Here is a 26,470-nt window from a genome sequence, read left to right as displayed (position 1 = left end):
TTCAGCCCTTGTTCAATTCCACCAGCTTGATGCGGTTGCCGTTCACGGCCAGCGCCACTTCGCCGCGCTTGAGGCGCAGCGCATCATTGCCAAACAATTCACGGCGCCAGCCTTGCAGGGCGGCCACATCGGCATTGTCATCGGCGGCGATCCTGTCGAGATCGGACGATGAGGCAACCAGCTTCTGTGCCACGTCATGCTCGTCGCATTTCTGCTTCAGCAGCACTTTCAGCAATTCCACAATCGGGCCGATGCCGCGCGGCAAATCCGCCTCGCGCTCGATCTGCGGCCAGCTTTCGCGCGGCTCTTCCAGCCGGGCAGTGATGGCGGCCAGCAGGCCCTGGCCCATCTTGCCCTCGGCAAAACCTTTGGAGAGGCCACGGATATGGCCAATATCCTCGGCATTCTTCGGTGGATGCGCGGCGATTTCCATCGCCGCCTCGTCGCGCAGGATACGCTGGCGCGGGATGTCGCGCTGGCGCGCTTCCAATTCGCGCCAGGCCGCCACGGCTTGCAGCACGGCCAGGTATTCCGGCCGGGTGACGCGCGGCTTGAGCCGGCGCCAGGCTTCCATCGGCGGCAGGTCATAGGTGGCGGGATCGTTCAGCGTTGCCATCTCGGCATCCAGCCAGCTTGCCCGGCCACTCTTTTGCAGCCGCTGGCTCAGCTTTTCGTAGCAGACGCGCAGATGCGTCACGTCCGACAGCGCATAGAGTATCTGCTTTGGCGTCAGCGGGCGGCGCGCCCAGTCGGTGAAACGCGAGCTTTTGTCGATCTGCGCATTGGCCAGCTTGCTGGCGAGATTTTCATAGGAAACCTGGTCGCCGAAGCCACAGACCATGGCCGCCACCTGGGTATCGAATAGCGGCATCGGCACGGCGCCGGCCTGGCGCACAAAAATTTCCAGATCCTGCCGCGCCGCATGGAACACTTTCAGAACATTCTGATTGCTGAACAATTCAAAAAGTGGCGCCAGATCAAGCCCATCGGCCAGCGGGTCAATCACCCGGGCTTCTTCCGGGCCGGCCACCTGGATCAGGCAGACTTTGGGCCAGAAGGTGGTTTCCCGCATGAATTCGGTGTCGACAGTGACGAATTCCGTTGTGGCCAGCGAGGCGCAGAAACGGGCAAGTTCGTCGGTGGTGGTGATCGGAGTCGGATTTGCGTTCATATCCTGGCCCTCATAACACGCCCACGCTGCAACCCCAACCCGGCTGTGCGGGAAAATGCATGTTCTAATCGCTTGACTTTCGTGGGCGTTTCGCGACTGTTCCGGTTCGTTTTCACCGATTTTGCCCAGGATTCTCCGATGTCCCGTTACCGCACCCATCATTGTGGCCAATTGCGCGCCGAGCAAGTCGGCGAAACGGTCAAGCTCGCCGGCTGGGTGCATCGCCGCCGCGACCATGGCAACCTGCTGTTCATTGATCTGCGTGACCATTTCGGCGTTACGCAATGCGTCGCCGAAAGCGGCTCGGCCGCCTTCGCCCAGCTTGAAAAGCTGCGCTCGGAATTTGTCGTGTCGGTCAGCGGCAAGGTGGTGGCGCGTTCGCCCGAGACGGTGAATGCCAATCTGCCCACCGGCGGTGTTGAACTGGTGGTAAGCGATGTGGAAATTCTGGGCGAGGCCCAGGAATTGCCGATGCCGGTGTTTGGCGAGCAGGAATATCCCGAGGATATCCGCCTCAAATATCGTTTCCTTGATCTGCGCCGCGACCGGCTGCACAAGAATATCGTGCTGCGCAGCCAGGTGATCTCGTCGATCCGCCGCCGCATGATCGATCAGGGTTTCATGGAATTTCAAACCCCGATCCTGACCGCTTCATCGCCGGAAGGCGCACGCGACTTCCTGGTGCCGAGCCGTATCCATCCGGGCAAGTTCTATGCCCTGCCGCAGGCGCCGCAGCAATTCAAGCAGCTCATCATGGTGTCGGGCTTTGATCGCTATTTCCAGATCGCGCCCTGCTTCCGCGACGAGGATGCGCGCAAGGATCGTAGCCCTGGCGAATTCTACCAGCTCGATCTTGAGATGAGCTTTGTCGAGCAGGATGACGTATTTGCCGCCGTGGAGCCGGTGATCCATGGTGTGTTCCAGGAATTCGCCAATGGCCGCGATTGCGGCCCGGCACAATTCCCGCGCATTCCATATCGCGAGGCGATGCTGAAATATGGCGTCGACAAGCCCGACCTGCGCAACCCGATTGTGCTGGCCGATGTGACCGAAGCCTTCCGCGGTTCGGGCTTTGGCGTGTTTGCCCGCGCCATCGAAAACGGCGCCGTGGTGCGTGCGATTCCGGCGCCGGGTGCCGGCTCACGGCCACGCAGCTTCTTCGACAAGCTGAATGACTGGGCGCGCTCGGAAGGCGCCGCCGGCCTGGGCTACATCATCCTGGAAAATGGCGAGGCCAAGGGGCCGATTGCCAAATTCCTCAATGCCGAACGGATTGCCATGCTGAAGCAGCTTGCCGGCGTGACAGACGGCGATGCGCTGTTCTTCGCTTGCGACAAGGAAGCCGCAGCCGCCAAGCTGGCCGGTGCGGCGCGCATCCGCATCGGCGACGATCTCGGCATTTGCGAGAAGGGCGTGTTCAAATTCTGCTGGATCGTCGATTTCCCGATGTTCGAGTGGAATGAGGACGAGAAGAAGGTGGATTTCTCGCATAACCCGTTCTCGATGCCTCAGGGCGGCCTGGAAGCGCTCAACAGCATGGACCCGCTGGAGATCAAGGCCTACCAGTATGACATCGTGTGCAACGGCGTGGAGCTTTCCTCGGGCGCGATCCGTAACCACAAGCCCGAGATCATGTATCGCGCCTTCGAGATTGCCGGTTATGGCAAAGAAGTGGTGGAAGGCAAATTCGGCGGCATGCTGAATGCGTTCAAATATGGCGCCCCGCCGCATGGCGGCATCGCGCCGGGCATTGATCGTATCGTGATGCTGATTGCCGACGAGCCGAATATCCGCGAAGTGATCCTGTTCCCGATGAACCAGCAGGCGCAGGATCTGATGATGCAGGCCCCCAGCGAAGTGACGCCGAAGCAATTGCGCGAATTGCATATCCGCAGTGTTCTGCCGGAGGCAGACAACAAGTAACTGCCAGGGGAAGGGCGGCGCAGCGATGCTCGATCATCTCGAATATGTCCGCTACGCCGTCACCCTGTTTTCCATCCTTGATCCATTCGCGGCGATCCCGCTTTTTCTGCTGCTGATGGAAGGCCGCTCGCAGGCCGAAAAGGCCGGCACAGCGCGCACTGCCTCGATTGCGGTATTCGGTGTTCTGGTGATCTCGGCGCTGTCTGGCGATCTGATCCTGCGCCTGCTCGGCACCAGCCTGGCTGCGTTCCAGGTTGGCGGCGGCATTGTGTTGTTTCTGATGGCGCTGAGCATGGTCAACGCCCAGATGAGCCCGCAGCACCAGACCCCGGAAGAAGCCGAGGAAGCCGGCTCGCGCAATGCGGTGGGCGTGGTGCCGATTGCCATGCCTTTGCTGGTTGGCCCCGGCTCAATCTCAGCCACTATCATCACCATGCAGCGCGGCCAGGGCTTTGTGCATGAAGCCATCGTGATCGGCTGCATTGCCGTGGTATGCTGCGGTGTGTGGGTGGTGCTGCGGTTGGCGGTGCCGATTGGTCAGCGCCTGGGGCGTACCGGATTGAATATCCTCAACCGCATTTTCGGCTTGCTGCTGGCCGCCGTTGCGGTGCAGATTTTTGCCAATGGCCTGCGTGGCCTGTTCCCCGGCTTGCAATGACACTTGATGCAAAGTGAGAACAACATGCTTGATCCCGAAGCCCAGCGCTTGCTCGATCTGGTTGCGGCTGCCAACCGCCCGACTTTTGAAGCCATCGGCGCCGAGGCGGCGCGTAAGCTGTATAAGGAAACCCGCGCCGCGGTGACCCCGGATGCGCCCGACGTGTCCAAGGCGCTCAACCTGGCGGCACCCGGCCCGCATGGTCCGATTCCGCTGCGTTATTACCGGCCGCTGGGTGCCGACAAGAAGCAGGCTTTGCCGGTGCTGCTGTTTTATCATGGCGGCGGCTGGGTAGTGGGCGACCTGGATACCCATGATGTGGTGTGCCGCACCCTGGCCAACACTGCCGGCTGCGCCGTGGTCAGCGTGGATTACCGCATGGGGCCGGAGCATAAATTCCCCGCCGCCGTGGATGATGCCTTTGCCGCCCTGCTCTGGGTGGTGGAGGAAGCCAAGGAATTGCATATCGATGCCAGCCGCGTTGCGGTGGGCGGCGATAGTGCCGGCGGCAACCTTGCCGCCGTGGTGGCCCTGCTGGCGCGCGATGCCGGCGGGCCGGCGCTGAAGCGCCAGGCGCTGATCTATCCGGCCACCAACATGGTGATGGACACCCAGTCGCATCGCAGCTTTGCCGAGGGTTATCTGCTCACCCATAGCAGCATGACCTGGTTTCAACTCATGTATCTCAATGGTGCGCAGGACCGCGAAGACTGGCGCGCCTCGCCGCTCAAGGCGCCGTCGCTGGCCGGCCTGCCGCCGGCCCTGGTGATCGTGGCCGGCCATGATCCTTTGCGCGATGAAGGCGAGGCCTATGCCAAGGCCTTGCAGGCGGCCGGCAACGAAGTGACCTTCCGCGAATTCGCCGGCAGCATCCACGGCTTCATCACCATGGGCCGCGTGCTGCCCCAGGCCAACGAGGCTTTGGCGGAGATCGGCGCGCTGCTGAAGGCGGATTTCGCCGGCTGAGGCTCACATACTGCCAACAGGCATGAAGCCGTAGGCCTGATCGAGCATGGCGCCGCGAAAGTCGGCGTCCTTGATATCGGCGGCGCTGAGATTGGCGCCGCGCAGGTCGGCGCAGATCAGCCGGGCGCCGCGCAAGCTGCACCGTGCCATGTTGGCATTGCGCAGGTCGGCGCCGGAAAGCTCGGCGCCATCGAGATTGAGGCCGACCAGGTTCCAGCCGCCCAGTTCGGCGCGTTTGCCCACCTTGCCGTCGCTGGCAACCCAGGAGGCGTGGTTTTCCAGCGCCAGATAGACGGTGGCGGGTTTGGATGCCTTGGGCACCTTGCCGCCGGCGGCGATGATCTGCTCGCCGAAATCGCCCGGCAGGTCGGCCATCGAGAAATCCGCGCCGCGCAGGTCGGCACCTTTCAGCGACATGCCGTTGATATTGGCATAGGCGAAATTGGCATCCTGCAAATTGGCCTTGTCAAACACGGTATCATTCAGCGTTGCCGCCACAAAGGAAGCGCCGCGCGCCGAGGCGCTGCCAATGCGGCTGGACATGGTTTCGTTCAGGCTGTCGGGCGGTGTGAAGGGGCGGAAATCGGCGCCATCAAAGCGCGTGCCGTTGAGGATGGCGCGGCTCAGGTTGACGCCGCGCATCATGGCCTGGGAAAAATTGCCTTCCGAAAGATCGGCGGCGGTCATGTCGCAGCCGTTGAATTCGCCTTCCACCGCATCCACGCCGCGCAGGTCGGTGCAGAACAGCTTGCATTGCTGTAATTGCACGCGGCGCAGGTTGCGCCTTGTCAGCTTGGTGGAGCCGAGATCGGTGCGGGTCAGCTTCATCTGCCGGCCAACCTTCACCGAGGTGCCGATTGAGAGCGTGAAGCGCGAATGCGATTCCAGCCGATCCAGCAGGTCGGCGGGGCAGGGGTTGTATTCGAAGGCACCAGTCATGGTGCCTAACTATACGCAGCGGATTGCGGATTGGTAAACGCCGATCAAATCCGACGGCCCAATACCAGCACCCAGAGTATTTGCCCGTTCAACTGGCCCAGACCAAGGCCGGCTTCACGCAGATCGGGCCGCAGCAGGTTGGCGCGATGGCCCGGGCTGTTGAGCCAGGCCGCCAGCGTGGCGGCAGCATCCGGTGTGCCGAGCGCGATATTCTCCGCAGCTTGGGCAAAAGCATAGCTGGCGCGGCGCAGGCGCTGGCGCAGGTCGCTGTCATCGCAGCCGTCATGGCTCAGGCGGCCGCAGAGCGGCAGGTCGTCGGCATGGGCCTGGGCGGCCTGGCGCAATTGCGCATCGGCTTGCAGCAGCGCCAGGCCGTGATTGGCCCGTTCGGCATTCACTGCGCGCAGTAGGTCAGCCTCTCCGGCCTGGGCCGGCTGCGCCAGCAGCAGGCCCAGGAGCAGCAGCAGGCGCCTTATGAGCAACCCGTGGTGCCGCCGCAGGAATCGCATTTCATACAGGTGCCGTTGCGCAGCAGGGTGAAATTGCCGCATTCCGGGCAGGCATCGCCTTCATAGCCCTTCATGCGCGCTTCCATGATGCGGCTGGAGCGGCTGGCGCCGGCCGGCTGCTCCTGGCTCAGCACATTGATCGCCGCCGCAAGATTGAGGCCAGGGCCATCGGTGCCGGTCGCCTGTAATTGCGCCGTGGTCTCGATCTGCGCCACCGCCCCAGCCTGCTGCTTCAGCACGTAGAGGTTGGAGCGGATATAGCCATTGGAAGCCAGTTGCATGTCGGCAGCCACTGCGGCGGCGGTGGTCTTGGCCGCGACAGGCTGTGCCGTGGTGTGGTCTTCCTTGCCGCCGAGCGTATCCGGCAGCAGATCCTCGGGCTGCACATGCGCCAGATCGGTGCGGCCAAGATAGCTCACCGCCAGTTCGCGGAACACGTAATCCAGGATCGACGTAGCCATCTTGATCACATCGTTGCCTTCCACCATGCCTGAAGGCTCGAAGCGGGTGAAGGTGAAGGCATCAACAAATTCCTCCAGCGGCACGCCATATTGCAGGCCGATGGAAATGGCGATGGCGAAATTATTCATCAGGCTGCGGAAGGCGGCGCCTTCCTTGTGCATGTCGATGAAGATTTCGCCGATCTTGCCATCATCATATTCGCCGGTGCGCAGATACACTTTATGCCCGCCCACCACGGCCTTCTGGGTATAACCCTTGCGGCGCAACGGCAGTCGCTGGCGGCCGGCGATATATTTCTCCACGATGCGCTCGGCCACAATCTGGGCGCGTGCGGCGGCCGGCGCTTCCACAATACGCTCCACCACATCGTCATCCGCATCGCTGGCATCATCCAGCAATTGCGATTGCAAAGGCTGGCTCAGCTTGGAACCATCGCGGTAGAGCGCAATCGCCTTGCAGCCCAGCTTCCAGGCCGCCAGATAGGCCTGGGTGCATTCCTCCACGCTGGCGCTGTTGGGCATGTTGATGGTTTTGGAAATTGCGCCGGTGATGAAGGGCTGTGCCGCCGCCATCATGCGGATATGGCTTTCGGCCGAGAGGAAGCGGGTGCCTTCCTTGCCGCAGGGATTGGCGCAATCAAAAACCGGCAGGTGTTCGTCCTTGAGATAGGGCGCGCCTTCCAGGGTCATGGCGCCGCAGCAATGCAGATTGGCGGCGGCGATATCGTCGGCGCTGAAACCCAGCGCGGTCAGCAGATCAAAATCCGGCGCATTCAGCCGCGCTTCCGAAATGCCGAGCGCGTTGATGCAGAAGCCGGTGCCGAGCGTGAAGCGGTTGATCACGAACTTGATGTCGAAGGCGGTGCGCAGGCCAGCTTCCACCTTGGCAATGGCTTCCGGCGTGAAACCCTTGGCCTTCAATGCCGAATGGTTGACGCCCGGGGCGCCGCGCAGGCTGCCATGGCCCACGGCATAGTCGATGATGGCGCGGATTTCGCCTTCGCTGTAGCCCAGCGTGCGCAAGGCCAGCGGCACGGTGCGGTTGATGATCTTGAAATAGCCGCCGCCGGCCAGCTTCTTGAATTTCACCAGCGCGAAATCCGGCTCGATCCCGGTGGTGTCGCAATCCATCACCAGGCCGATAGTGCCGGTGGGCGCGATCACACTGACCTGGGCATTGCGGAAACCGTATTGCTCGCCCAGCGCCAGGGCGCAATCCCAGCTGGTCTGCGCCGCCGCCAGCAGGTCGGCATCGGCGCAATTGGCCGCGTCCAGCGGCAGCGGCAGGGTGCTGAGTGCCTCATAGCCGATACGCTCGCCCAAAGCTGCGCGGCGATGGTTGCGGATCACCCGCAGCATCGCCTCGGCATTGCGGGCATGGCCGGGGAAGGCGCCCAGTTCAGCCGCCATCTCGGCCGACGTGGCATAGGCAGTGCCGGTCATCAGCGCCGTGATGGCGCCACACATGGCGCGGCCGGCATCCGAATCGTAGGACAGGCCGCAGCTCATCAACAGGGCGCCGAGATTGGCATAACCCAGGCCCAGGGTGCGGAATTCATACGAAAGCTTGGCAATCTCGCGGCTGGGGAATTGCGCCATCAGCACGCTGATTTCCAGCGTGATGGTCCACAATCGGCAGGCATGGGCAAAACCATCGGCATCGAAGCGGCCATCGGCGCGACGGAAGCACATCAGGTTCAGCGAGGCCAGGTTGCAGGCCGTATCGTCCAGGAACATGTATTCGGAACAGGGGTTGGACGCATTGATGCGGCCATCCTCGGGGCAGGTATGCCAGTCGTTGATCGTGCTGTCATATTGCAGGCCGGGATCGGCCGAAGCCCAGGCGGCCTGGCCGATCTTGTCCCACAAAGCCCGGGCCGGCAGGGTCTTGGCCGGCTTGCCATCGGTGCGGCGGGTCAGGGTCCAATCTGCATCCATTTCCACGGCGCGCAGGAAATCGTCGCCCACGCGCACGGAATTGTTGGAATTCTGCCCCGAGACAGTGAGATAAGCCTCGCCATCCCAATCCGTGTCATAGGCGCGGAAATCAATCTCGGTATAGCCCTGCTGGGCGAACTGGATCACGCGCTGCACATAGTTTTCCGGAATCATCGCGGCGCGGGCGGCGCGGATTTCGCGGCGCAGGGCGGCATTCTGCTTCGGATCGGTGCCTTCGCCGCAGGCTTTCAGCACCAGATTGAGATGCTTCCGCGCCAGTTTCGAGCCGGCCACCAAAGCGGCCACCTTCTGCTCCTCGATCACCTTCCAGTCGATGAAGGCTTCGATATCCGGATGGTCGATGTCGCAGATCACCATCTTGGCGGCGCGGCGCGTGGTGCCGCCGGATTTGATCGCGCCGGCAGCGCGGTCGCCGATCTTGAGGAAACTCATCAGGCCGGAGGATTTGCCGCCGCCGGCCAGCTTTTCATTCTCGCCGCGCACGCGCGAGAAATTCGAGCCGGTGCCGGAGCCGTATTTGAACAGCCGCGCCTCGCGGGTCCACAAATCCATGATGCCGCCCTCGTTCACGAGGTCGTCGGCCACCGACTGGATGAAGCAGGCATGCGGCTGCGGATGCTCATAGGCCGAACTGGATTTCACCAATTCGCCGGTGCGGTAATCCACATAATGATGGCCCTGGGCCGGGCCGTCGATGCCATAGGCCCAATGCAGACCGGTGTTGAACCATTGCGGCGAATTCGGCGCGCCGACCTGGGCCGCCAGCATGTAGCGCATTTCATCGAAATAAGCGCGGGCATCGTCTTCCGAATCGAAATAGCCGCCCTTCCAGCCCCAATAGGTCCAGGTGCCGGCCAGCCGGTCAAAAACCTGGCGGGCCGAGGTTTCCTCGCCGAAGCGTTCGGCTTCGGGCAGCTTGGCCAGCGCCGCATCGTCCGGCTGCTGGCGCCACAGCCAGGCCGGCACATCCGGTTCCTGCACCGGCTTCAGCGCGGCCGGCACCCCGGCGCGGCGGAAATATTTCTGCGCCAACACATCGGCGGCCACCTGCGACCAGCCGGCGGGCACTTCCAGTTTGTCGAGCCGGAACACCACAGAGCCATCCGGATTGCGGATTTCGCTGGTGGTGAGGCGGAATTCGATCCCGTCATAAGCCGAGGCGCCCTGATTGGTGAAATGCCTTTGAATGCGCATCCAGTAACGCTCCCCGACTCGAAAATATGTCCACGGAATCAAGCACTTGAGGTCAACCAAAACACTATATCTGGTGGCCCGCCAGCTCGCTTGGCCTAAATCTAGGGGATGGCTCGGGCGTGGGTCAATCCGCTATTGGAACGATAACGCCATATTTTCGCCTTGCCGGTCATGCTATTCTGTCGCCATGCGCCGCTTCATTCCCCTGCTGCTGATAGTGTTCCTGGCTGTTCCCCTCTGGACCCCAGGGGGCGACCCAGGTTTTGTGCCTGCGGCCCAGGCCGCGGTGCCTGACAAGGCGACCCGTCAGGCCGCCGACCGGCTGATGGACACGCTGGGTCTGGAAAAGCGCGTCGATTCGATTTTGCAGCTTTATCTGCAATTCATGCCCCAGGGCACGCAGGAAGAGCAGATGAAGGCCCGGCTACTCCGCGAGCGGGCGCCGGGGGCAGGGGCGCGCTTCCGCGGCGCGGTGGCCAATGCCGCGCTGGCGCATTACAGCCGCAGCGAATTGCTGGCCTTGAACGATTATTTTGCCAGTGATGATGGCCAGCGGCTGATTGCCACAGCGGTGGGCCGGGCGCTGCTGAGTGTCGGCCGCGGCGGTAATGTGAAGGCCGGCGACCTGCTGCGGGCCGAGGATTTTGCCGGTCGGCCCGGCCTGGAAAAGGTGATGACCAAATATCCGGGCTTCGAGCGCAGCGCGCAGGCCGAATTAGGCCGTGAATTTGCCACCGAAATCGGCCTTCTGGTGATGAAATAGATAGCCCTATAGGGGCTTTACGCTTTTGCGAACGGATGCCATAGTCCGCCCGAAATTCGGCGCACCAGCAGCGCGGGGAAGCAAGATCATGAGTCTGTTCGGCACAAAGCTCTATACTTGGTGGAAAGGCGAGGCGGTCGGTAGCGACAGTTTCGGCAACAAGTATTTCCGCGAGCGCAGCGGCCGCCGGCGCTGGGTGATCTTCAACGGCCTGCCGGAAGCATCCAAAGTGCCGCCGGAATGGCATGCCTGGCTGCACCACACTGTGGATGATGCGCCTGTTGATGGCGTGCCCCACCATAAATGGGAAAAAGAGCATCTGCCGAATCTGACCGGCACGCCCTATGCGTATCATCCGGCCGGCCAGGGCGGCGGCGAACGCCCCAAGGCCACCGGCGATTATGAAGCCTGGCGGCCCGAATAGGCGGGGCTGAACATGCAAGGTAATCTGGTTGAAACTCTGATTGGCGCCGTGGTGCTTGCCGTGGCCGGCTTTTTCCTGGCTTTTGCCTATAGCACCGCCGGGGTTGGCGGCGGCGTCACCGGCTATGAATTGAAGGCGCATTTCAATCGTGCCGACGGCCTCAATATCGGCAGCGATGTGCGGCTTTCGGGGATCAAGATCGGCACCATCACCGGGCAGACGCTCGATCCCAAAACTTATGATGCGGTGGTCACCTTCACGGTGGATGGCCGCTACAAGCTGCCGGATGATTCGGCGGCCAAGATCGCGTCTGAAAGCCTGCTCGGCGGCAATTACCTGTCGATTGAGCCGGGCGGCAGCGATGCCATGCTGAAGGCGGGCGAGAAAATCAAATTCACCCAGGGTTCGGTGAGCCTTATGGACCTGATTGGCCAGGCGATTTTCAGCGCCACCGCCAGCAGTGGCGGCGACAAGGCCAAGGCGCAGTAACACGGCATGCGCCACTCCCTGGCATCATGGCGGGCATTATCCTGCGGGCTGCTGGCCGGCATGCTGCTAAGCTGGGCGACCTTGCCGGCAGCGGCGCAGCCGGCGCCGTCGCTTGCGGCGCCCAATGATGCGCTGCCCAGCAATCCGATGCCGCTGGCAGTGTTGCAGGGGTTGGACAAGATCACCGCCCGTATCATCACCTTCGAAGTGGCGATCGACCAGACTATCGGCTTTGGCACATTGAAGGTAACGCCGCGTGTCTGCCGCAAGCGGCCGCCGGAATATCCGCCGGAAAGTGCGGCCTATCTTGAAATCGTTGAAGAGCGCCCGGGCGAAACCCCGGTGCAGCGTTTTGCCGGCTGGATGTTTGCGTCCAGCCCGGCGCTCAATCCGCTGGAACACCCGGTCTATGATGTGTGGGTGGTGGATTGCCGCGCCAAGCCGCGCTGAGCACGTTTTGCTCTAATCTCAGCGACCGCGAACACCATCCAGCAATGCGCCAAACGCCGCCCAGGTGAAGCCCGGCCGCTCGGATAGCCTTTCGGGTGTACCGCTCAGCCTGCCCTCGGGATCAACACGGAAGCGCAGGCCCCAGAAACCCAGAATGCTTTCGCCCGGCATGCCATAACGGTAGTCGCGGGCTTCGACGATGGTTGTGGCGCCAGAAGCCTGCACCGTCCAATGCAGATGATCGCTGGAAAACCAGCGGAAGACCTGGGCTTCATGGCTTGCTTGCACGGCATCCAGCGCGGCGCTGGCCGGCAGGCGTGGAAAACGCTGCCAGGCAATGGGCTTGGCGCTTAAGGGTGAAACGAAGCCGATCAGGATTTCATCCGGCCGATCAACAACGATGCGGCGCCACCAGGGCTGGAAAATCACCGGAAAGGCGCTGATCCGCGCCATGGCCGCGCCGGGTGCGTTTGCTGCCAGTTGGTTGCGCGCGCGCTGCTCCAGATGCAGGCCGATGCCCCAGGCCATCGTGGTGTACAAAAAGACATAGACCAGGGCCAGTTGCGCGGCGCGCTGTGCTGCATCGGCCAGTCGTCGGCTGGTCAGCGCAAACAGAAACACCAGCAGCAGCGGCAGCGAATAGAGCGGATCGATAATCGGCATCGCGTTGATGGCGAAACGCACATCGCTGAATGGCGCCAGCAATTGTGTGCCATAGGCGGTGAACAGGTCGAGCATCGGATGGGTGACGGCGCAGAGGGTGCCAAGCCACATCCACTGGCCGCGTCGGGCCGTATCCATCTCGGCTTCAAGCTGCGGGCGGCGCAGACGGCCGGCTTTCCAGATCAGCCAGCCGATGGCGGCGCCATAAACCAGCGTGGCCGGAAAGGAATGGCTGATGGCGCGGTGATGCTGCCAGCTATCCACCACGCTCGGCTGACCGATCAGGCCGGAAAGCACATCCAGATCGGGCAGGGTGGCGATCAGCCCGCCGGCCGCCACGGCGCGGCGCCCCAGGCTTTTGCGAAATCCGGCCGCTGCCAGCACGCCGCCAAACAAAAGCTGAGTCACGCTATCCATGCGATGTCCTTTTGGGCAAGGCTGCCAGCACTTCGTCTGGCGCGGGCTCTGGCGCCATGCGTCGGAAATCGGCCCGCACCGCCAACGCTGCCTGCAGGCGATGCAGATACTCGGCGCGCGGAATCTCCTCGGTGCCGAAGCGGGCCAGATGCGGGGTTTGGAACTGGGTATCGAGCAGCAGGAAACCGCCCAGCCGCAGCCGCGCCACCAGATAGGCCAGCGCCAGCTTGGAAGCATCGGTGGCGCGGCTGAACATGCTCTCGCCAAAGAAGGCGCCATTCAGCCGCACGCCATAAAGCCCGCCGACCAGCCTGTCGCCGACATCGTAGCATTCCACGCTATGGGCAAAACCGCGCCGATGCAGTTCGATGTAAGCCGCGCGGATCGGCTGGTTGATCCAGGTGTTGCGCCGCATATCCAGCGGATCGGGCGAGGGTTCGGCGCAGGCCGCAATCACCGCCGGAAAATCATGATCCACCCGCACCCGGAACGGGCCGCGCCGTAATGTCTTGGCCAGCGAACGCGGCAGGTGGAAATGATCCAGCGGGATCACGCCGCGCCGCTCAGGGTATACCCAGTAATAACCCGGATCGTCGGCGCTGTCGGCCATCGGAAAATAGCCGCTGGCATAGGCATGCAGCAGCAGGTCGGTGGTCAGCGGTTCCGGGTTCTGCGGCATGTTCCGATGACCTGCGCGCTCGGCCTAGCCCTGGCGGGCGATGAACTCCTCCAGCCAGTGGATGTCATAGGCGCCATTGACAAAATCCGGGTCGCGGATCAGCGCCAGATGCAGCGGGATGGTGGTTTCCAGCCCGCCGATGACATATTCCTCCAGCGAGCGACGCAGCCGCATCAGGCATTCGTTGCGGCTGGTGCCATGCACGATCAGCTTGCCGATCAGGCTGTCGTAATGCGGCGGAATTTGGTAGCCGGTGTAAAGCGCGCTATCAACCCGCACGCCCAGGCCACCCGGCACATGGTAATCGGTGACACGGCCGGGCGAAGGCGCAAAGGTGCGCGGATTTTCGGCGTTGATCCGGCATTCGATGGCATGGCCGTTGAACTTGATGTCGTCCTGGGTATAGCCCAGCGGCGCACCGGCGGCGATGCGGATCTGCTCGCGCACCAGATCAAGCCCAGTGATCATCTCGGTCACTGGATGCTCCACCTGGAGGCGGGTATTCATCTCGATGAAATAGAATTGCCCATTCTCGAACAGGAATTCGATGGTGCCGGCGCCGCGATAGCCCAGCTTGGCGATGGCATTGGCGGCGATGGCGCCGATATGATTGCGCTGATCGTCGTTCAAGGCCGGCGAACGGGCTTCTTCCAGCACCTTCTGGTGGCGCCGCTGCAACGAGCAGTCACGCTCGCCGAGATGCACGGCATTGCCATGGCTGTCGCCAAAAATCTGCATTTCGATATGGCGCGGCCGGGTCAGGTATTTCTCGACATACACCGCGTCATTGCCGAAGGCGGCGCGCGCCTCTGCCTTGGCCTGGGCCAGGGCGGGGCCGAATTCCTCAGGGCTGCGCACCACTTTCATGCCGCGCCCGCCGCCGCCGGCGGTGGCCTTGATCAGCACCGGGTAGCCCATGCTGTCAGCCAGCTTGCGGCCTTCGATTTCATCCGCGATGGCGCCATCCGAACCCGGCACGCAGGGAATACCCAGCGCTTTGGCGGCTTCCTTGGCGGCGATCTTGTCGCCCATCAGGCGGATATGTTCGGGCGTCGGGCCGATGAAGGTGATGCCATGCGCCTCAACGATCTCGGCGAATTTGGCGTTTTCCGACAGGAAGCCATAACCCGGATGGATGGCATCGGCGCCGGTGATTTCGGCAGCCGAAATGATCGCCGGGATATTGAGGTAGCTCTGGCCGGAAGGCGGCGGCCCGATGCAGACGGATTCATCGGCGATCCGCACATGCATGGCATCGGCATCGGCGGTGGAATGCACCGCCACGGTATGGATGCCCATTTCCTTGCAGGCGCGATGGATGCGCAAGGCAATCTCGCCGCGATTGGCGATCAGCACTTTGTCGAACATCGGGCGATCCGGCCGGCTTATTCGATCACCAGCAGAACCTGGCCGAATTCGACAGGCTGCTGGTTCTCGATCAGGATCCGGGCCACCCGGCCGCCCTTGGGCGCGGTGATCGGATTCATGGTTTTCATCGCTTCCACGATCAGCAGGGTCTGGCCGGCATTGACCACGCTGCCAACGCTGACGAAGGGCGCTGAATTGGGGTCTGGCGACACATAAACCGTGCCGACCATCGGCGACTTCACCGCGCCGGGATGGCTGGCGGCATCATCGGCGCCTGCGCTGGCGCCGGCAGGCAAAGCGGCGCCAATGGCAGGGGCGGCCGGTGCAGCGGCATAAACCGGGGCACTCACGGCTGGCGCGGTTTTGGCCACACGCACTTTCAGCGAGCCTTCATTCCATTCGATCTCGGTCAGGCCGGTTTCGTTCAGCAGACCCGCCAGATCGCGGATCATCTGCTGGTCGATGCGGCTATCCTTTTTGTCCTTGGCAGGCGTCGACGCCATCCTGGAATCCTCTTTTTTGCTATAGCTCAGGCAATGATATCGGCAAGCGCTTCCAGCGCCAGGGCATAACCCTTGGGGCCGAGGCCGAAGATGCCGCCGCGCGCGGCGGGCGACACATAGGAATGATGCCGAAAGGCTTCGCGCTTGAAGATATTGGAGAGATGCACCTCGATCACCGGCTTGTCGACCGCATTCAGCGCGTCGAGCATGGCCACCGAGGTATGGGTGAAGGCGCCGGCATTGATGACGATCCCGGCCGCCTTGAGGCGCGCCTCCTGGATCGAATCGATCAGCACACCTTCATGGTTGGTCTGGCGGAAATCCAAATCCAGGCCGAGCCGGTCGGCGGTGAAACGGCACAGCGTTTCCACATCATCCAGCGTGTCGCGGCCATAAATTTCCGGCTGGCGCACGCCGAGCAGATTCAGGTTCGGGCCATTCAGCACAAAGATCAGCGGCTTGGCTGCTGCCTTGCCGCGCCCGCTGCCCGTGGTTTTGCCTGTCTGCGCCATCGGCTCTGGCTCCTGGGGTGAAATCCGAAGGATTGGCCTACACCATTCCGCCCCGCCAGGGCAACTACCGGGAGGGTATCGGCGGGCAGGGGTTGGCCTCTGCACGGGTAGATGGGGTGTGCCGGGGGTGGCAACAAGGCCGCAGATTTGCGATAACCCGGCCATGACGACCAAGCCGCCGCTCCAGATCGAAATTCTGCCTGTTACACCCTTTCAGCAGAATTGCAGCCTATTATGGTGTACCGCCACCATGCGCGGGGCTCTGGTGGATGCCGGCGGCGAGCCGGAAAAGCTGCTGGCGGCGGTGAAAAAACACGGCGTGACGCTGGAAAAGCTGCTGGTGACGCATGGTCATCTCGACCATGCCGGCGCGGTGATGCAGCTGGCCGAACAGCTCAACCTGCCAATCGAGGGGCCGCAGCAGGACGATAAATTCTGGATCGACGGCATGCCGCAGGCGGCGCAGCAATATGGTTTTCCGCCCAGCCGTGCCTTCACCCCGGATCGCTGGTTGCAGCAGGGCGATAGCGTCACCCTCGGCAACCTGACGTTGGACGTGTATCACTGCCCGGGCCACACGCCGGGCCATGTGGTGTTTGTGCATGGCCCTAGCCGCGTGGCGCTGGTGGGCGACGTGTTGTTCCGTGGCTCGATTGGCCGCACGGATTTTCCGCGCGGCAACCACGAAGACCTGATCCGCTCGATCCGCGAACGGCTGTTTCCGCTCGGCGACGACATCACCTTTGTACCCGGCCATGGCCCGCTTTCCACCTTCGGCGCCGAGCGCAAAAGCAACCCGTTTGTCTCCGATATTGCCCTTGGCCTTGACTAACCCTTAGTTGTTAAAGGCTTATTTACCCTTTTTAACGTGCGTGCCGGCGCCAAACATGGTAAATATTAACCATGGTGCAGTCGGTTTCGGGCAGATATCTGCCCGCAGTCTTTCCTGGCTCAGCCGCGGCGCGCAATCTGGCCCAACAGAATTTGGTCCTGCCGTCCCCGTTGTCCTCGCCTGAGCAGCAGGCGCAGCAGCGGGCATCCGCGATTCTGCGTTTCAATGCCCCCACCTTGAGCAGCGCCACACTAGCCAACCTACAGGATAGTGCGTTGCGGTCTCAGGTGGCGCCCGAGAGTGAAACCGGCCAGAGCCGTACAGACCAGAGCCGCGCCGATGATGCCAGCCGGGCGGCGCAGGCCTATGCCAGTGCCGCCCAGTCGCTGCAACCGCTGATCGCTCTCGGCACGCCGCCGCCCAGCGTGCCGAACCTGCAAGTGCTGGTGCCCGGTGCTGCCGGCAGCGCTGAAGACGAGCGCAGGCCAGAAGAGCGCAAGGCTGAGCGCAGCGATAGCGATGAACGGCGCCAGAATCGCAATGGCCGCGATGCCGTTGCCCGTGATCCGGCGCGGGAAAACCCGCTGCGGCCTGAGCCAAGGCAGAATTTCCCAGCCCTTGGCCCAGGCATTGGTTCCGGCATTGCCCCGGTCGCCAGCCCGGCCGTGGCACCCAGCCTGCCGGCCGCTGCCGGCAGCAGCGGCGCAAATCTTGGCCTGCGAGTCGATTTCGGCGCCTGATCCAGCTATGCGGTAAGACCCGATTATGCCATGCTGCATTGCAGCATGCGGATGGGGTGGCATCCACGGCGCCTCATTTTGGAAAGTTATGCCATGAAGGCGAAAACCCTCATTCTCGGCCCGGTTCTGGGCCTGCTGGCGGCTGTATTGCTGCCGGACTTTACCGTGATCACCAGCAAGCCGGCCCTGCATCTTACCCGGCCGGCCCAGGCCAACGACCTGCTGGACGCCGCCTTGCGCAAGCTGCGCGGCACCAAGCTGCCAATCGGCTTTGCCAGCGCCAATGGCCGGCTGGAGGCGGAGTATGTTGAGATCGCCAGCAAGCTGCCCGGGCGGGTGGCGGAAATGCTGGTGGAAGAGGGCGCCATGGTGCGCGCCGGCAGCGTGGTGGCACGGCTGGATGCCAGCGAGATCGAAGCCCAGTTGCGCGCCGCGGAAGCCCAGGTGCGGCGTGCCGAGCGGCTGCGCGAGCAGGCCCAGGCCAATGTGGCATTGCGGGTCAGCGAACGCACCTTGGCGCGGCAGGAGTTGGAGCGCGCCAGCACATTGCAGCAGCGCGGCTTTGGCACTGATCAGCTGCGCGACCAGCGCCAGAGCCAGTTGCGCGCCGCCGAAGCGGCGCATACCGCTGCGCTGGCAGCAGTGGAAGAGGCGCGCGCCGCCATCGATGCCGCCAATGCCGATGTGGACCGGCTCAAGACAGTGCTGAAGGATACCGTGCTGCTGGCACCCAGTGATGGCCGGGTGCAATACAAGCTGGTGCGGGCTGGCGAAGTGGTGGCGGCCGGGGCGCGGCTGGCAACGCTGATTGACCTGTCGGATATCTACATGACGGTTTTCCTGCCCGCCCGCGAAGCTGGCCGGCTGAATATCGGCGACGATGCCCGTCTGGTGCTGGACCCGTTTCCCACTTATGTGATTCCGGCCACGGTGAGTTTTGTGGCCAGTGATGCGCAATTCACGCCCAAATCAGTGGAGACCAGGGACGAGCGCGAAAAACTGGTCTTCCGGGTCAAGCTGCGGATTGATGCCGATCTGCTCAAGCGCCATGAAGGCTTGGCCAAGAGTGGCATCCGCGGCATCGGCTATGTGCGCACGCGCAGCGACGTGGTGTGGCCTGAACACCTGGCGCTAAACCTGCCGCAATGAATCCGCTCGAAGCCGGCGCAGCAGCAGCAAGGGCAGGGGATGATTGCGCCGTAAGGCTGCATGGCGTGGGACATGCCTTCGGCGCCAAGGTTGCCCTGGCCGATATCGCGCTGGCGATACCGGCCGGCCGTATGTGCGGCCTGATCGGCCCGGATGGCGTGGGTAAATCCACTCTGCTGTCACTGATCGCGGGGGTGCGGCGGATACAGCAGGGCGAGGTCTCGGCCTTGGGCGGTGACATGCGCGACGCGGCGCATCGGCGCCGGTCATGCGCGCGGCTGGCTTATATGCCGCAGGGCCTGGGGCGCAATCTCTATCCCACGCTCAGCGTGCGCGAGAATCTGGATTTTTTTGGCCGCCTGTTTGGCCAGGGCGCGGCTGAGCGCACGGCGCGCATCGACATGCTGCTGCATGCCACCGGGCTGGACCCGTTTCCTGACCGCCCGGCTGGCAAGCTTTCCGGCGGCATGAAACAGAAGCTGAGCTTGTGCTGCGCGCTGATCCACGATCCTGACCTGCTGCTGCTGGACGAGCCGACCACGGGCGTTGATCCGCTGTCGCGCCGGCAATTCTGGGAGTTGATCGACCGGCTGCGGCGCCAGCGCCCGGGCATGAGCGTGATCGTGGCCACCGCCTATATGGAGGAGGCCGAGCGTTTCGACTGGCTCGCGGCGCTGGATGACGGGCGGATCACCGCCAGCGGCAGCCCGGCCGAGATCAAGGCGCAAAGCGGCCAGAGCACATTGGAAGCCGCCTTCGTGGCGCTGCTGCCGGAAGGCAAGCGCGATGGCTATCGTCCGTTGGCTTTGCCGCCGCACCAGCCGGTGGCCGGCGCTGCCGCCATCGAGGCTGAGGGCCTGACCTGCCGCTTTGGTGATTTCACTGCCGTCGACAATGTCAGCTTCCGCATCGGGCGCGGCGAGATATTCGGCTTTCTCGGCTCGAATGGTTGCGGCAAGACCACCACGATGAAGATGCTGACCGGTTTGCTGCCGGCCAGTGCCGGCAGCGTGCGGCTGTTTGGCGAACCGCTGGCGGCGAGCGACATGGCAGTGCGCCGCCGCGTCGGCTACATGTCGCAGAGTTTTTCGCTCTATAGCGAATTGACCGTGTGGCAGAATCTGGCCTTGCACGCCAAGCTGTTTCGGTTGCCGGCGCAAAGCATCGCGGCCCGCCTGGATGAATTGCTGGCGCGCTTCGATCTGGCGGCGGTGGCCGATACCCGGCCGGAAGCTTTGCCGCTCGGCGTGCGGCAGCGGCTGCAACTTGCCGTGGCGGTGCTGCATGCGCCGGAGATTCTGATCCTCGACGAGCCGACTTCCGGCGTTGATCCGGTGGCACGCGAAAGCTTCTGGCATTACTTGCAGGAATTGTCGCGCCGCGATGGTGTGACCATCTTCCTTTCAACGCATTTCATGAATGAGGCCGAGCGTTGCGACCGGGTGTCGCTGATGCATGCCGGCAGGGTGCTGGCAGTGGGTACGCCCGGTGAACTGGCGGTGCAGCATGGTGGCCATAATCTGGAAGAGGCTTTCATCACCTGCCTCAAGGCGGCGATGCCGGAAGCGGCTCCGGTGCCAGATCCGGCACCAGAGCCGGTCGGGAATGCGCCGCACCAGAATGTGGCGAGCCAAGGCGGGCGGCGTTTTGATCCGCGGCGGGCCTGGGCCTATGCACGGCGCGAGGCGACGGAAATCCTGCGTGACCCGCTGCGGCTGGCCTTTGCGCTGCTGGGGCCGCTGATTCTGATGCTCACTTTCGGCTATGGCATCTCGTTTGATGTCGAGCATCTCACCTATGCGGTCTATGACCAGGATCAGACCCGCGAAAGCCGCGATTTCACCGAGAGTTTTGCCGGCACCGCGATTTTCAAGGAACAGGCCGCGTTGGGCAGCGCGGCCGAAATGGATCGCCGCCTGGCCGGCGGCGGCCTCACCATTGCGATAGAGATTCCACCCAATTTTGGCCAGGATATGATGCAGGGCCGGCGGCCGGAAATTGCCGTGTGGCTGGATGGCGCCATGCCGTTCCGCGCCGATACGGCGCGCGGCTATATTGAGGCGACGGTGCTGGCCTATGCTGCCGAGCAATATCGCCGCCGCCATGGCAGCACGCCGCAAATCCTGCCCATCGGCATCGAAACCCGCTTCCGCTACAATCAGGCATTCAAGAGCATCTATGCAATTGCGCCCGGCATTCTGATGCTGATGCTGGCGCTGATCCCGGCGATGCTGACGGCGGTGGGCGTGGTGCGTGAGAAGGAAACCGGCGCCATTGCCAATTTCCGCGCCGCCCCGGTCAACGGCCTGGAATTCCTGCTCGGCAAGCAGCTGCCTTATATCGGTATCGCCCTGCTCAGCTTCGTGTCGTTGCTGCTGCTGATCGTGACCGTGTTCGGTGTGCCGATCCGCGGATCGCTGGCGGTGCTGGTGCTGGGGGCGCTGCTCTATGTTTGCGGCACCACCGGCTTCGGCGTGCTGATTTCTTCTTTCACTCGCAGCCAGGTGGCGGCGATTTTCGCCACCGCGATCATCACCATCATTCCGGCGGTGAATTTCTCCGGCCTGCTGGTGCCGGTCTCCTCACTCACCGGCTCCGGCCGTCTGCTCGGCTTAGCCTTTCCGGCATCCTGGTTTCAGCAGATCAGTATCGGCACCATCACCAAGGGCCTTGGTTTCAATGCCCTGTGGCATGATCTGCTGATGCTGGCCGGATTCTCGGTGCTGTTTCTGGCTATCGCCGTGCTGGCGATGCGCAAGCAGGAGGATTAGATGCTGCGGGCGCTTGGCAATATCTGGCATCTCGGCGTCAAGGAATTGCGCAGCCTGCGCACTGATCCGATCCTGATCGGGCTGATCCTCTACACCTTCACCGTGGCGGTCTATTCGGTGTCCACCGGTGTGCGGTTCGAGGTTGAACGCGCCGCTGTGGCGATTGTGGACGAGGATCGTTCCGGCCTGTCGCGGCGCATCGCCGAGGCGGTACAGGAGCCGTATTTCCGGCCGCCGCAACTGATTGCCGCCGATGCCATCGACCGCGTGATGGATGATGGCGCTTATGTCTTCGTGCTGGAAATCCCGCCACGTTTTGAGGCCGATTTGCTGGCCGGTCGTCGGCCGGCCTTGCAGATCAATATTGATGCCACAGCGATGGCAACGGCAGGTAATGGCGCCACCTATCTCACCAGTATCATCGGCACTGAAATCTTGACCTGGCTCGGCCGCAGTGATGCGGCCAAGACGCTGCCGGCCAATGTGGTGGTGCGCGCCCGCTTCAATCCCAATGGTCAGTCGGCCTGGTTCATGGCGGTGATGCAGGTGATCAACAATATCACCATCCTGGCGGTGATCCTGACCGGCGCGGCGCTGATCCGCGAGCGCGAGCATGGCACGGTGGAGCATCTGCTGGTGATGCCGGTGGCGCCGCTGGAAATCATGCTGGCGAAAATCTGGGCCAACGGCCTGGTCATTCTGGTTGCCGCCAGCCTGTCGCTCAGCCTGGTGGTGCAATGGCTGCTCGGCATTCCGATTGCTGGCTCGATCAGCCTGTTCATCCTCGGCGCCACGATCTACATGTTTTCAGTGGCGGCGCTCGGCATCCTGATCGCAACCTTCTCGGGTTCGATGCCGCAATTCGGCTTGCTCTCGATGCCGATCCTGATCGTGCTCAACCTGCTTTCCGGCAGCACCACGCCGCTGGAAAGCATGCCGGGATGGCTGCAGATTGCCGTGCAGCTTTCACCTGCCACACAATTCGTCGCCTTTTCGCAAGGCGTGCTGTATCGCGGCGCCGGGCTGGAAATAGCCTGGCCCTACCTGCTCAGTCTGGCTGGTATTGGCGTCGGCTATTTCCTGATAGCCCTGCTGCGCTTCAAGCGCATGCTGGCGCAGATCAACTAGCCGGCGGCGTATATTTTACCACCGTCTGGTCGATGGCGCCGAAGATGCTGCGGCCGGCTTTATCCAGCATTTCGATATGCACGCGGTCGCCGAATTTCATGAACGGGGTTTTCGGTTTGCCCTCGTTGATGGTTTCGATCATGCGGATCTCCGCCAGGCAGGAAAAGCCGCGCGAGGCATCGCGGTTGGATACAGTGCCGGAGCCGACGATGCAGCCGGCGCGCAGGTTGCGGGTCTTGGCGGCATGGGCGATCAGGTCGGCGAGGCTGAACTGCATGTCGTCACCGGCCTGCGGCGCGCCGAATTTCACGCCATTGATATGGCTCACCAGCGGCAGGTGAATCTTGTTGTCGCGCCAGGCATCACCCAGTTCATCCGGGGTCACGGCCAGCGGCGAGAAAGTGGTGGCGGGCTTGCCGTGGAAAAAGCCGAAACCCTTGGCCAGTTCGTTCGGGATCAGGTTGCGCAAAGACACATCATTCACCAGCATCAGCAGCTTGATATGGCCGGCGGCGGCGGCGGGTGAAATCCCCATCGGCACATCATCGGTGATGGCCGCCACTTCGCCCTCAAGATCAATGCCATAGGCTTCATCGGCCACCAGGATATCGGCGGTGGGCGGGGTGAAATCATCCGAGCCGCCCTGATACATCAGCGGATCATGCAGGAATTCCGGCGGCATCTGCGCGCCGCGCGCCTTGCGCACCAGTTCCACATGATTGAGATAAGCCGAGCCGTCGCACCATTGATAGGCACGCGGCAAAGGCGCCGCCAGCTTGGTGGGATCATAAGGCAGGGCGGCGCCGGCCTGGCCGGCATTCAGCGCGTCATAGGCCGCTTGCAGCTTGGGCGCCGCAACAACCCAGGAATCGAGTGCCAGTTGCAGCGTCGGGATCAGGTTGTCCACCGGCAGCATATGGGCCAGGTCGCGGCTGACCAGACAGAGGCGGCCATCGCGGCCATGCTTGAGCGATGCAAGTTTCATAATCAATCAACTCCAGAGAAACAGATTTATTCAGCGGCCTGGCGGAAACCCTGCGGGTTCCAGGTGCCGACATAGCCGGTGAATTCCACACTCTCGGCAGCCGGGGCCACATCCAGCGCATCGCGTGTATCCAGCATCACCGCCACTTCATCCAGCATGCGCGGCTGTGTTGTGTCGGTGGCGCGGGCCGCCAACTGGAACGCTTTCGGATGCGGGCCATGCGGGAAGCCGCAGGGATGCAGTGTGATCATGCCGGGATGGATATTGTCACGGCTGAAGAACTGGCCGTGGTGATAGAAGATCACCTCGTCGTAATCATCATTGTTGTGGAAGAAGGGCAGTTTCAGTGCCTCCGGATCGCTTTCCGCCGGGCGCGGCACAAAGGTGCAGACCACGAAGCGGTTGGCCAGGAAGGTGGTATGCGCCGAGGGCGGCAAATGGTAGCGATGGCTCATCAGCGGCCGGATGTCGCGCCAGTTCAGCTTCACTACGCTAAGATCGCCCTTCCAGCCCACGGCATCCAGCGGGTTGAACGGGTAGGTGACGGTGGAGAGTTGGTCGCGCCGCTTGATCACCACGCGCCAGGTTTGCGTATTGCTCTGCTGCGCCTTGAAGGCTTCGTCCATGGCCGGAATGCCAAGCACGCCGGGATCAAAGATGGCATGCGGGCCAAGCAGGCCCTTTTCCGGCAGGCGGTAGCTGTCATTGGTCGCCTCGATCAGCAACAGCTTGGTTGCTTCGGCCGGCTCCAGGCGCCACATCGTGCCGCGCGGCAGCATGATGTAATCGCCTTCGCTGTAGGTCAGGTGGCCAAAATCGCAGAACAGCGAACCGCTGCCGGCATGCACAAACAGCAATTCGTCGCCATCGCCATTACGCACCAGATGATCCATCTTCTGCGCGATGCTGTGATGACGATATTTCACATGGGCATTGCCGAGCAGCAGCTTGGCAGCCCAGGGCGAGGTATCGCCGGGGCTGAATTTGGTCGTATCGAAGGCGCGCGGTTTCAGCGGGCCATCCCAGTCAATCCAGCCGGTGGGCGGATTGGCATGGTAAAAATGTGCTGCCGGGCCGAAAAAGCCTTCCTTGCCCATCTCGCGCTCAAAGCTGCCTTCCGGCAGCGCCACATGGGCCTGGCGCGAAGCGGTGCCGGCAGAATGCATCATCGGTATCCAGGTCTTGGCCATGGCGTTTCCTCCACTACTGATTACTAAACTCAGGCATTGGCTTTCAGCACGCCGCGCTTGATCTGGTCCAGTTCGATTGATTCGAACAGAGCCTTGAAATTGCCTTCGCCAAAGCCGTCATTGCCCTTGCGCTGGATGATCTCGAAAAAGATCGGGCCGATCACCGTGTCGGTGAAGATTTGCAGCAGCAGGCCCTGGCCTTCGGTGGGCGCGCCATCAATCAGGATGCGCAATTCGCGCAAGCGGGCCAGGTCTTCGCCGTGATTCGGCACGCGCTTGTCCACGCCGTCGTAATAGGTTTCCAGCGTGTCCTGGAACGGCACGTCGCGGCCGCGCATGCGGCTCACCGTGTCGTAGATGTCGTCGCTGCCCAGGGCCACATGCTGGATGCCTTCGCCATGATAGGCATGCAGGTATTCCATGATCTGCGACTTGTCGTCGGAGCTTTCGTTGATCGGAATGCGGATCTTGCCGCAGGGGCTGGTCATGGCCTTGGATTTCAGCCCGGTCAGCTTGCCTTCAATGTCGAAATACTTGATCTCGCGGAAGCCGAACAGGCGCTCGTAGAAATCCGCCCATTCGCCCATGCGGCCACGATGCACATTATGGGTCAGGTGATCGATATAGGTCAGGCCGCAGCCGGGCGGATTGCGTTCGGCGCCCGGGATCGGCATGAAATCCACGTCATAGATGGTGCCGCGTTCGCCATAGCGGTCCACCAGATAGATCAGGCTGTCGCCGATGCCCTTGATCGCCGGGATGTTGAGTTCCATCGGCCCGGCCTTGCCTTCCACGCCCCAGGCGCCCAGCGAAACGGCGCGCTTATAGGCGAAGGCGGCATCCTTGACCCGGAAGGCGATGGCGCAGATGCAGGGGCCGTGGATGCGGGCAAAACTCTGCGCGAAGCTCGATGGCTCGGCATTGAGGATGAAATTCACATCGCCCTGGCGATAGAGTGTGACATTCTTTGAGCGATGCTTGGCCACCGCCACAAAGCCCATGCGCTCAAACAGCGCGGCCAGCTTTTCCGGCTCCGGTGCGGCATATTCCACGAATTCGAAGCCATCGGTGCCCATTGGATTGTCCCAAAGGTCGGCCATTGCGTATCCTCCCGGATGGAAATTGCATCTGGCGCGCATAATAGTTACATTTGTAACTAAATCAAGAGGGAGTCCGATCCGTGGCCAAAGCCGAGCAAACCGCGCGCCTGGTGCTGGAGACATTCCTGCCTTACCGGCTCTCGGTGATGACCAACCGGATCAGCGGCGCGCTGTCGCGGCATTATGCCGAGCGTTTTGGCATCGGCATCCCGGAATGGCGTGTGATCGCCAATCTCGGCCGCCAGCCGGAAATGAGCGCCAATGAGGTGGTGGAGCGTTCGGCGATGGACAAGGTGACGGTAAGCCGCGCCGTGGCGGCGCTTGAGCAGAAGGGGCTGCTGCTTCGCAGCCGTGATAGCGGCGACAAGCGCAAAAGCCAGTTGCGCCTGTCGCCACGTGGCGAGGCGGTTTATGCCGAGATCGTGCCGCTGGCGCTGGGCTTCGAGCGCGACCTGCTGGCACAGTTGACGCCAGAGGAACGCGCCGTGCTGGAGCGTGTCATCGACAAGTTGACCGGCGCGGCCTGA

Annotated in this window: 25 protein-coding genes; 13 read left to right on the top strand and 12 right to left on the bottom strand. The window is 62.6% G+C overall.

Annotation, left to right across the window (positions count from 1 at the left end; translation table 11 throughout):
• Position 1 precedes the first annotated feature (1 nt).
• Positions 2-1,171, bottom strand: coding sequence for a ribonuclease D (gene rnd, locus KBB36_RS10470; RefSeq protein WP_290979909.1), 1,170 nt, complete (start codon positions 1,169-1,171; stop codon positions 2-4).
• A gap of 138 nt (positions 1,172-1,309) precedes the next feature.
• Between rnd and aspS the strand changes: the two genes are divergently transcribed.
• From aspS to KBB36_RS10455, 3 genes are read left to right on the top strand one after another with little or no spacing between them, the layout of a single operon-like run.
• Positions 1,310-3,094, top strand: a complete 1,785-nt coding sequence (gene aspS, locus KBB36_RS10465; protein WP_290979904.1) for an aspartate--tRNA ligase — start codon at positions 1,310-1,312, stop codon at positions 3,092-3,094.
• 25 nt (positions 3,095-3,119) lie between these two features.
• A complete protein-coding gene (locus tag KBB36_RS10460) occupies positions 3,120-3,752 on the top strand; it encodes a MarC family protein (RefSeq protein ID WP_290979901.1) in 633 nt (210 codons plus the stop codon).
• A 24-nt stretch (positions 3,753-3,776) separates the two neighbouring features.
• Entirely contained in the window at positions 3,777-4,718 is a 942-nt protein-coding gene (locus KBB36_RS10455; protein ID WP_290979898.1) for an alpha/beta hydrolase, read from the top strand.
• Between the two features lie 3 nt (positions 4,719-4,721).
• Here the strand turns inward: KBB36_RS10455 and KBB36_RS10450 are convergent, their stop codons facing one another.
• From KBB36_RS10450 to KBB36_RS10440, 3 genes are read right to left on the bottom strand one after another with little or no spacing between them, the layout of a single operon-like run.
• Positions 4,722-5,657, bottom strand: a complete 936-nt coding sequence (locus KBB36_RS10450) for a pentapeptide repeat-containing protein (RefSeq protein ID WP_290979895.1) — start codon at positions 5,655-5,657, stop codon at positions 4,722-4,724.
• A gap of 44 nt (positions 5,658-5,701) precedes the next feature.
• On the bottom strand, positions 5,702-6,139 hold the full coding sequence (locus KBB36_RS10445) for a CAP domain-containing protein (protein ID WP_290979892.1): 438 nt from the start codon (positions 6,137-6,139) through the stop codon (positions 5,702-5,704).
• Complete coding sequence (locus tag KBB36_RS10440) at positions 6,130-9,780, bottom strand: vitamin B12-dependent ribonucleotide reductase (protein ID WP_290979889.1); 3,651 nt, start codon at positions 9,778-9,780, stop codon at positions 6,130-6,132. The genes KBB36_RS10445 and KBB36_RS10440 overlap by 10 nt, the downstream gene beginning before the upstream one ends.
• A 286-nt stretch (positions 9,781-10,066) precedes the next feature.
• Between KBB36_RS10440 and KBB36_RS10435 the strand changes: the two genes are divergently transcribed.
• The 4 genes from KBB36_RS10435 (at position 10,067) to KBB36_RS10420 (ending at position 11,906) form a co-directional block, all read left to right on the top strand.
• The gene (locus KBB36_RS10435) at positions 10,067-10,543 is read left to right on the top strand and encodes a hypothetical protein (RefSeq protein ID WP_290979886.1); all 477 of its coding nucleotides are present in this window, start codon (positions 10,067-10,069) and stop codon (positions 10,541-10,543) included.
• Between the two features lie 88 nt (positions 10,544-10,631).
• A complete protein-coding gene (locus KBB36_RS10430) occupies positions 10,632-10,967 on the top strand; it encodes an NADH:ubiquinone oxidoreductase subunit NDUFA12 (protein WP_290979882.1) in 336 nt (111 codons plus the stop codon).
• A 12-nt stretch (positions 10,968-10,979) separates the two neighbouring features.
• On the top strand, positions 10,980-11,456 hold the full coding sequence (gene mlaD, locus KBB36_RS10425) for an outer membrane lipid asymmetry maintenance protein MlaD (protein WP_290979879.1): 477 nt from the start codon (positions 10,980-10,982) through the stop codon (positions 11,454-11,456).
• Between the two features lie 6 nt (positions 11,457-11,462).
• Complete coding sequence (locus KBB36_RS10420; protein WP_290979876.1) at positions 11,463-11,906, top strand: DUF2155 domain-containing protein; 444 nt, start codon at positions 11,463-11,465, stop codon at positions 11,904-11,906.
• Positions 11,907-11,924: 18 nt separating this feature from the next.
• On the opposite strand, the gene KBB36_RS10415 is transcribed toward KBB36_RS10420, so the two are convergent.
• From KBB36_RS10415 to aroQ, 5 genes are read right to left on the bottom strand one after another with little or no spacing between them, the layout of a single operon-like run.
• Positions 11,925-12,986 carry a metal-dependent hydrolase gene (locus KBB36_RS10415; RefSeq protein WP_290979873.1) on the bottom strand — a complete coding sequence of 354 codons (1,062 nt, stop codon included), beginning with the start codon at positions 12,984-12,986 and terminating at the stop codon, positions 11,925-11,927.
• Positions 12,979-13,665: a leucyl/phenylalanyl-tRNA--protein transferase gene (gene aat / locus KBB36_RS10410; protein ID WP_290979870.1), complete on the bottom strand. Its 687-nt coding sequence runs from the start codon at positions 13,663-13,665 to the stop codon at positions 12,979-12,981. The genes KBB36_RS10415 and aat overlap by 8 nt, the downstream gene beginning before the upstream one ends.
• Positions 13,666-13,689: 24 nt before the next feature.
• On the bottom strand, positions 13,690-15,033 hold the full coding sequence (gene accC / locus KBB36_RS10405) for an acetyl-CoA carboxylase biotin carboxylase subunit (protein ID WP_290979867.1): 1,344 nt from the start codon (positions 15,031-15,033) through the stop codon (positions 13,690-13,692).
• A 17-nt stretch (positions 15,034-15,050) separates the two neighbouring features.
• Positions 15,051-15,536 (bottom strand): acetyl-CoA carboxylase biotin carboxyl carrier protein, encoded by a 486-nt coding sequence (gene accB / locus KBB36_RS10400; protein WP_290979864.1) that lies wholly within the window; start codon positions 15,534-15,536, stop codon positions 15,051-15,053.
• A 26-nt stretch (positions 15,537-15,562) separates the two neighbouring features.
• A complete protein-coding gene (gene aroQ, locus KBB36_RS10395) occupies positions 15,563-16,048 on the bottom strand; it encodes a type II 3-dehydroquinate dehydratase (protein ID WP_290979861.1) in 486 nt (161 codons plus the stop codon).
• Positions 16,049-16,211: 163 nt separating this feature from the next.
• Here aroQ and KBB36_RS10390 point away from each other — a divergent pair, with 163 nt between their 5' ends.
• The 5 genes from KBB36_RS10390 (at position 16,212) to KBB36_RS10370 (ending at position 22,668) form a co-directional block, all read left to right on the top strand.
• The gene (locus KBB36_RS10390; RefSeq protein ID WP_290979858.1) at positions 16,212-16,880 is read left to right on the top strand and encodes an MBL fold metallo-hydrolase; all 669 of its coding nucleotides are present in this window, start codon (positions 16,212-16,214) and stop codon (positions 16,878-16,880) included.
• 170 nt (positions 16,881-17,050) lie between these two features.
• Positions 17,051-17,620 (top strand): hypothetical protein, encoded by a 570-nt coding sequence (locus KBB36_RS10385; RefSeq protein ID WP_290979855.1) that lies wholly within the window; start codon positions 17,051-17,053, stop codon positions 17,618-17,620.
• 93 nt (positions 17,621-17,713) lie between these two features.
• On the top strand, positions 17,714-18,769 hold the full coding sequence (locus KBB36_RS10380; RefSeq protein WP_290979853.1) for an efflux RND transporter periplasmic adaptor subunit: 1,056 nt from the start codon (positions 17,714-17,716) through the stop codon (positions 18,767-18,769).
• Positions 18,766-21,540 carry a ribosome-associated ATPase/putative transporter RbbA gene (gene rbbA, locus KBB36_RS10375; protein ID WP_290979850.1) on the top strand — a complete coding sequence of 925 codons (2,775 nt, stop codon included), beginning with the start codon at positions 18,766-18,768 and terminating at the stop codon, positions 21,538-21,540. Before KBB36_RS10380 ends, rbbA begins: the two co-directional genes overlap by 4 nt.
• The gene (locus KBB36_RS10370; protein WP_290979847.1) at positions 21,541-22,668 is read left to right on the top strand and encodes an ABC transporter permease; all 1,128 of its coding nucleotides are present in this window, start codon (positions 21,541-21,543) and stop codon (positions 22,666-22,668) included.
• On the opposite strand, the gene KBB36_RS10365 is transcribed toward KBB36_RS10370, so the two are convergent.
• From KBB36_RS10365 to hppD, 3 genes are read right to left on the bottom strand one after another with little or no spacing between them, the layout of a single operon-like run.
• Positions 22,661-23,653 (bottom strand): fumarylacetoacetate hydrolase family protein, encoded by a 993-nt coding sequence (locus KBB36_RS10365; protein ID WP_290979844.1) that lies wholly within the window; start codon positions 23,651-23,653, stop codon positions 22,661-22,663. The genes KBB36_RS10370 and KBB36_RS10365 overlap by 8 nt on opposite strands.
• A 26-nt stretch (positions 23,654-23,679) precedes the next feature.
• Positions 23,680-24,843 carry a homogentisate 1,2-dioxygenase gene (locus KBB36_RS10360; protein WP_290979841.1) on the bottom strand — a complete coding sequence of 388 codons (1,164 nt, stop codon included), beginning with the start codon at positions 24,841-24,843 and terminating at the stop codon, positions 23,680-23,682.
• 29 nt (positions 24,844-24,872) lie between these two features.
• Positions 24,873-25,943 carry a 4-hydroxyphenylpyruvate dioxygenase gene (gene hppD, locus KBB36_RS10355; protein WP_290979837.1) on the bottom strand — a complete coding sequence of 357 codons (1,071 nt, stop codon included), beginning with the start codon at positions 25,941-25,943 and terminating at the stop codon, positions 24,873-24,875.
• Positions 25,944-26,023: 80 nt separating this feature from the next.
• Between hppD and KBB36_RS10350 the strand changes: the two genes are divergently transcribed.
• Complete coding sequence (locus KBB36_RS10350) at positions 26,024-26,470, top strand: MarR family transcriptional regulator (RefSeq protein ID WP_290979834.1); 447 nt, start codon at positions 26,024-26,026, stop codon at positions 26,468-26,470.

The sequence above is a fragment of the Ferrovibrio sp. genome, from assembly GCF_017994015.1.
In the GTDB taxonomy this organism is placed as follows: Bacteria; Pseudomonadota; Alphaproteobacteria; order Ferrovibrionales; family Ferrovibrionaceae; genus Ferrovibrio.
This window is presented reverse-complemented; position numbering and strand designations above follow the sequence as displayed.

Coding starts and splice junctions, on each gene's coding strand:
- KBB36_RS10455 (WP_290979898.1), top strand. CDS start 3,777: ATGCTTGATCCCGAAGCCCAGCGCTTGCTCGATCTGGTTGCGGCTGCC.
- KBB36_RS10440 (WP_290979889.1), bottom strand. CDS start 9,780: ATGCGCATTCAAAGGCATTTCACCAATCAGGGCGCCTCGGCTTATGAC.
- KBB36_RS10420 (WP_290979876.1), top strand. CDS start 11,463: ATGCGCCACTCCCTGGCATCATGGCGGGCATTATCCTGCGGGCTGCTG.
- KBB36_RS10390 (WP_290979858.1), top strand. CDS start 16,212: ATGACGACCAAGCCGCCGCTCCAGATCGAAATTCTGCCTGTTACACCC.
- rbbA (WP_290979850.1), top strand. CDS start 18,766: ATGAATCCGCTCGAAGCCGGCGCAGCAGCAGCAAGGGCAGGGGATGAT.
- accB (WP_290979864.1), bottom strand. CDS start 15,536: ATGGCGTCGACGCCTGCCAAGGACAAAAAGGATAGCCGCATCGACCAG.
- accC (WP_290979867.1), bottom strand. CDS start 15,033: ATGTTCGACAAAGTGCTGATCGCCAATCGCGGCGAGATTGCCTTGCGC.
- rnd (WP_290979909.1), bottom strand. CDS start 1,171: ATGAACGCAAATCCGACTCCGATCACCACCACCGACGAACTTGCCCGT.
- KBB36_RS10370 (WP_290979847.1), top strand. CDS start 21,541: ATGCTGCGGGCGCTTGGCAATATCTGGCATCTCGGCGTCAAGGAATTG.
- aroQ (WP_290979861.1), bottom strand. CDS start 16,048: ATGGCGCAGACAGGCAAAACCACGGGCAGCGGGCGCGGCAAGGCAGCA.
- KBB36_RS10430 (WP_290979882.1), top strand. CDS start 10,632: ATGAGTCTGTTCGGCACAAAGCTCTATACTTGGTGGAAAGGCGAGGCG.
- mlaD (WP_290979879.1), top strand. CDS start 10,980: ATGCAAGGTAATCTGGTTGAAACTCTGATTGGCGCCGTGGTGCTTGCC.
- hppD (WP_290979837.1), bottom strand. CDS start 25,943: ATGGCCGACCTTTGGGACAATCCAATGGGCACCGATGGCTTCGAATTC.
- KBB36_RS10415 (WP_290979873.1), bottom strand. CDS start 12,986: ATGGATAGCGTGACTCAGCTTTTGTTTGGCGGCGTGCTGGCAGCGGCC.
- KBB36_RS10360 (WP_290979841.1), bottom strand. CDS start 24,843: ATGGCCAAGACCTGGATACCGATGATGCATTCTGCCGGCACCGCTTCG.
- KBB36_RS10380 (WP_290979853.1), top strand. CDS start 17,714: ATGAAGGCGAAAACCCTCATTCTCGGCCCGGTTCTGGGCCTGCTGGCG.
- aat (WP_290979870.1), bottom strand. CDS start 13,665: ATGCCGCAGAACCCGGAACCGCTGACCACCGACCTGCTGCTGCATGCC.
- KBB36_RS10365 (WP_290979844.1), bottom strand. CDS start 23,653: ATGAAACTTGCATCGCTCAAGCATGGCCGCGATGGCCGCCTCTGTCTG.
- KBB36_RS10460 (WP_290979901.1), top strand. CDS start 3,120: ATGCTCGATCATCTCGAATATGTCCGCTACGCCGTCACCCTGTTTTCC.
- KBB36_RS10450 (WP_290979895.1), bottom strand. CDS start 5,657: ATGACTGGTGCCTTCGAATACAACCCCTGCCCCGCCGACCTGCTGGAT.
- aspS (WP_290979904.1), top strand. CDS start 1,310: ATGTCCCGTTACCGCACCCATCATTGTGGCCAATTGCGCGCCGAGCAA.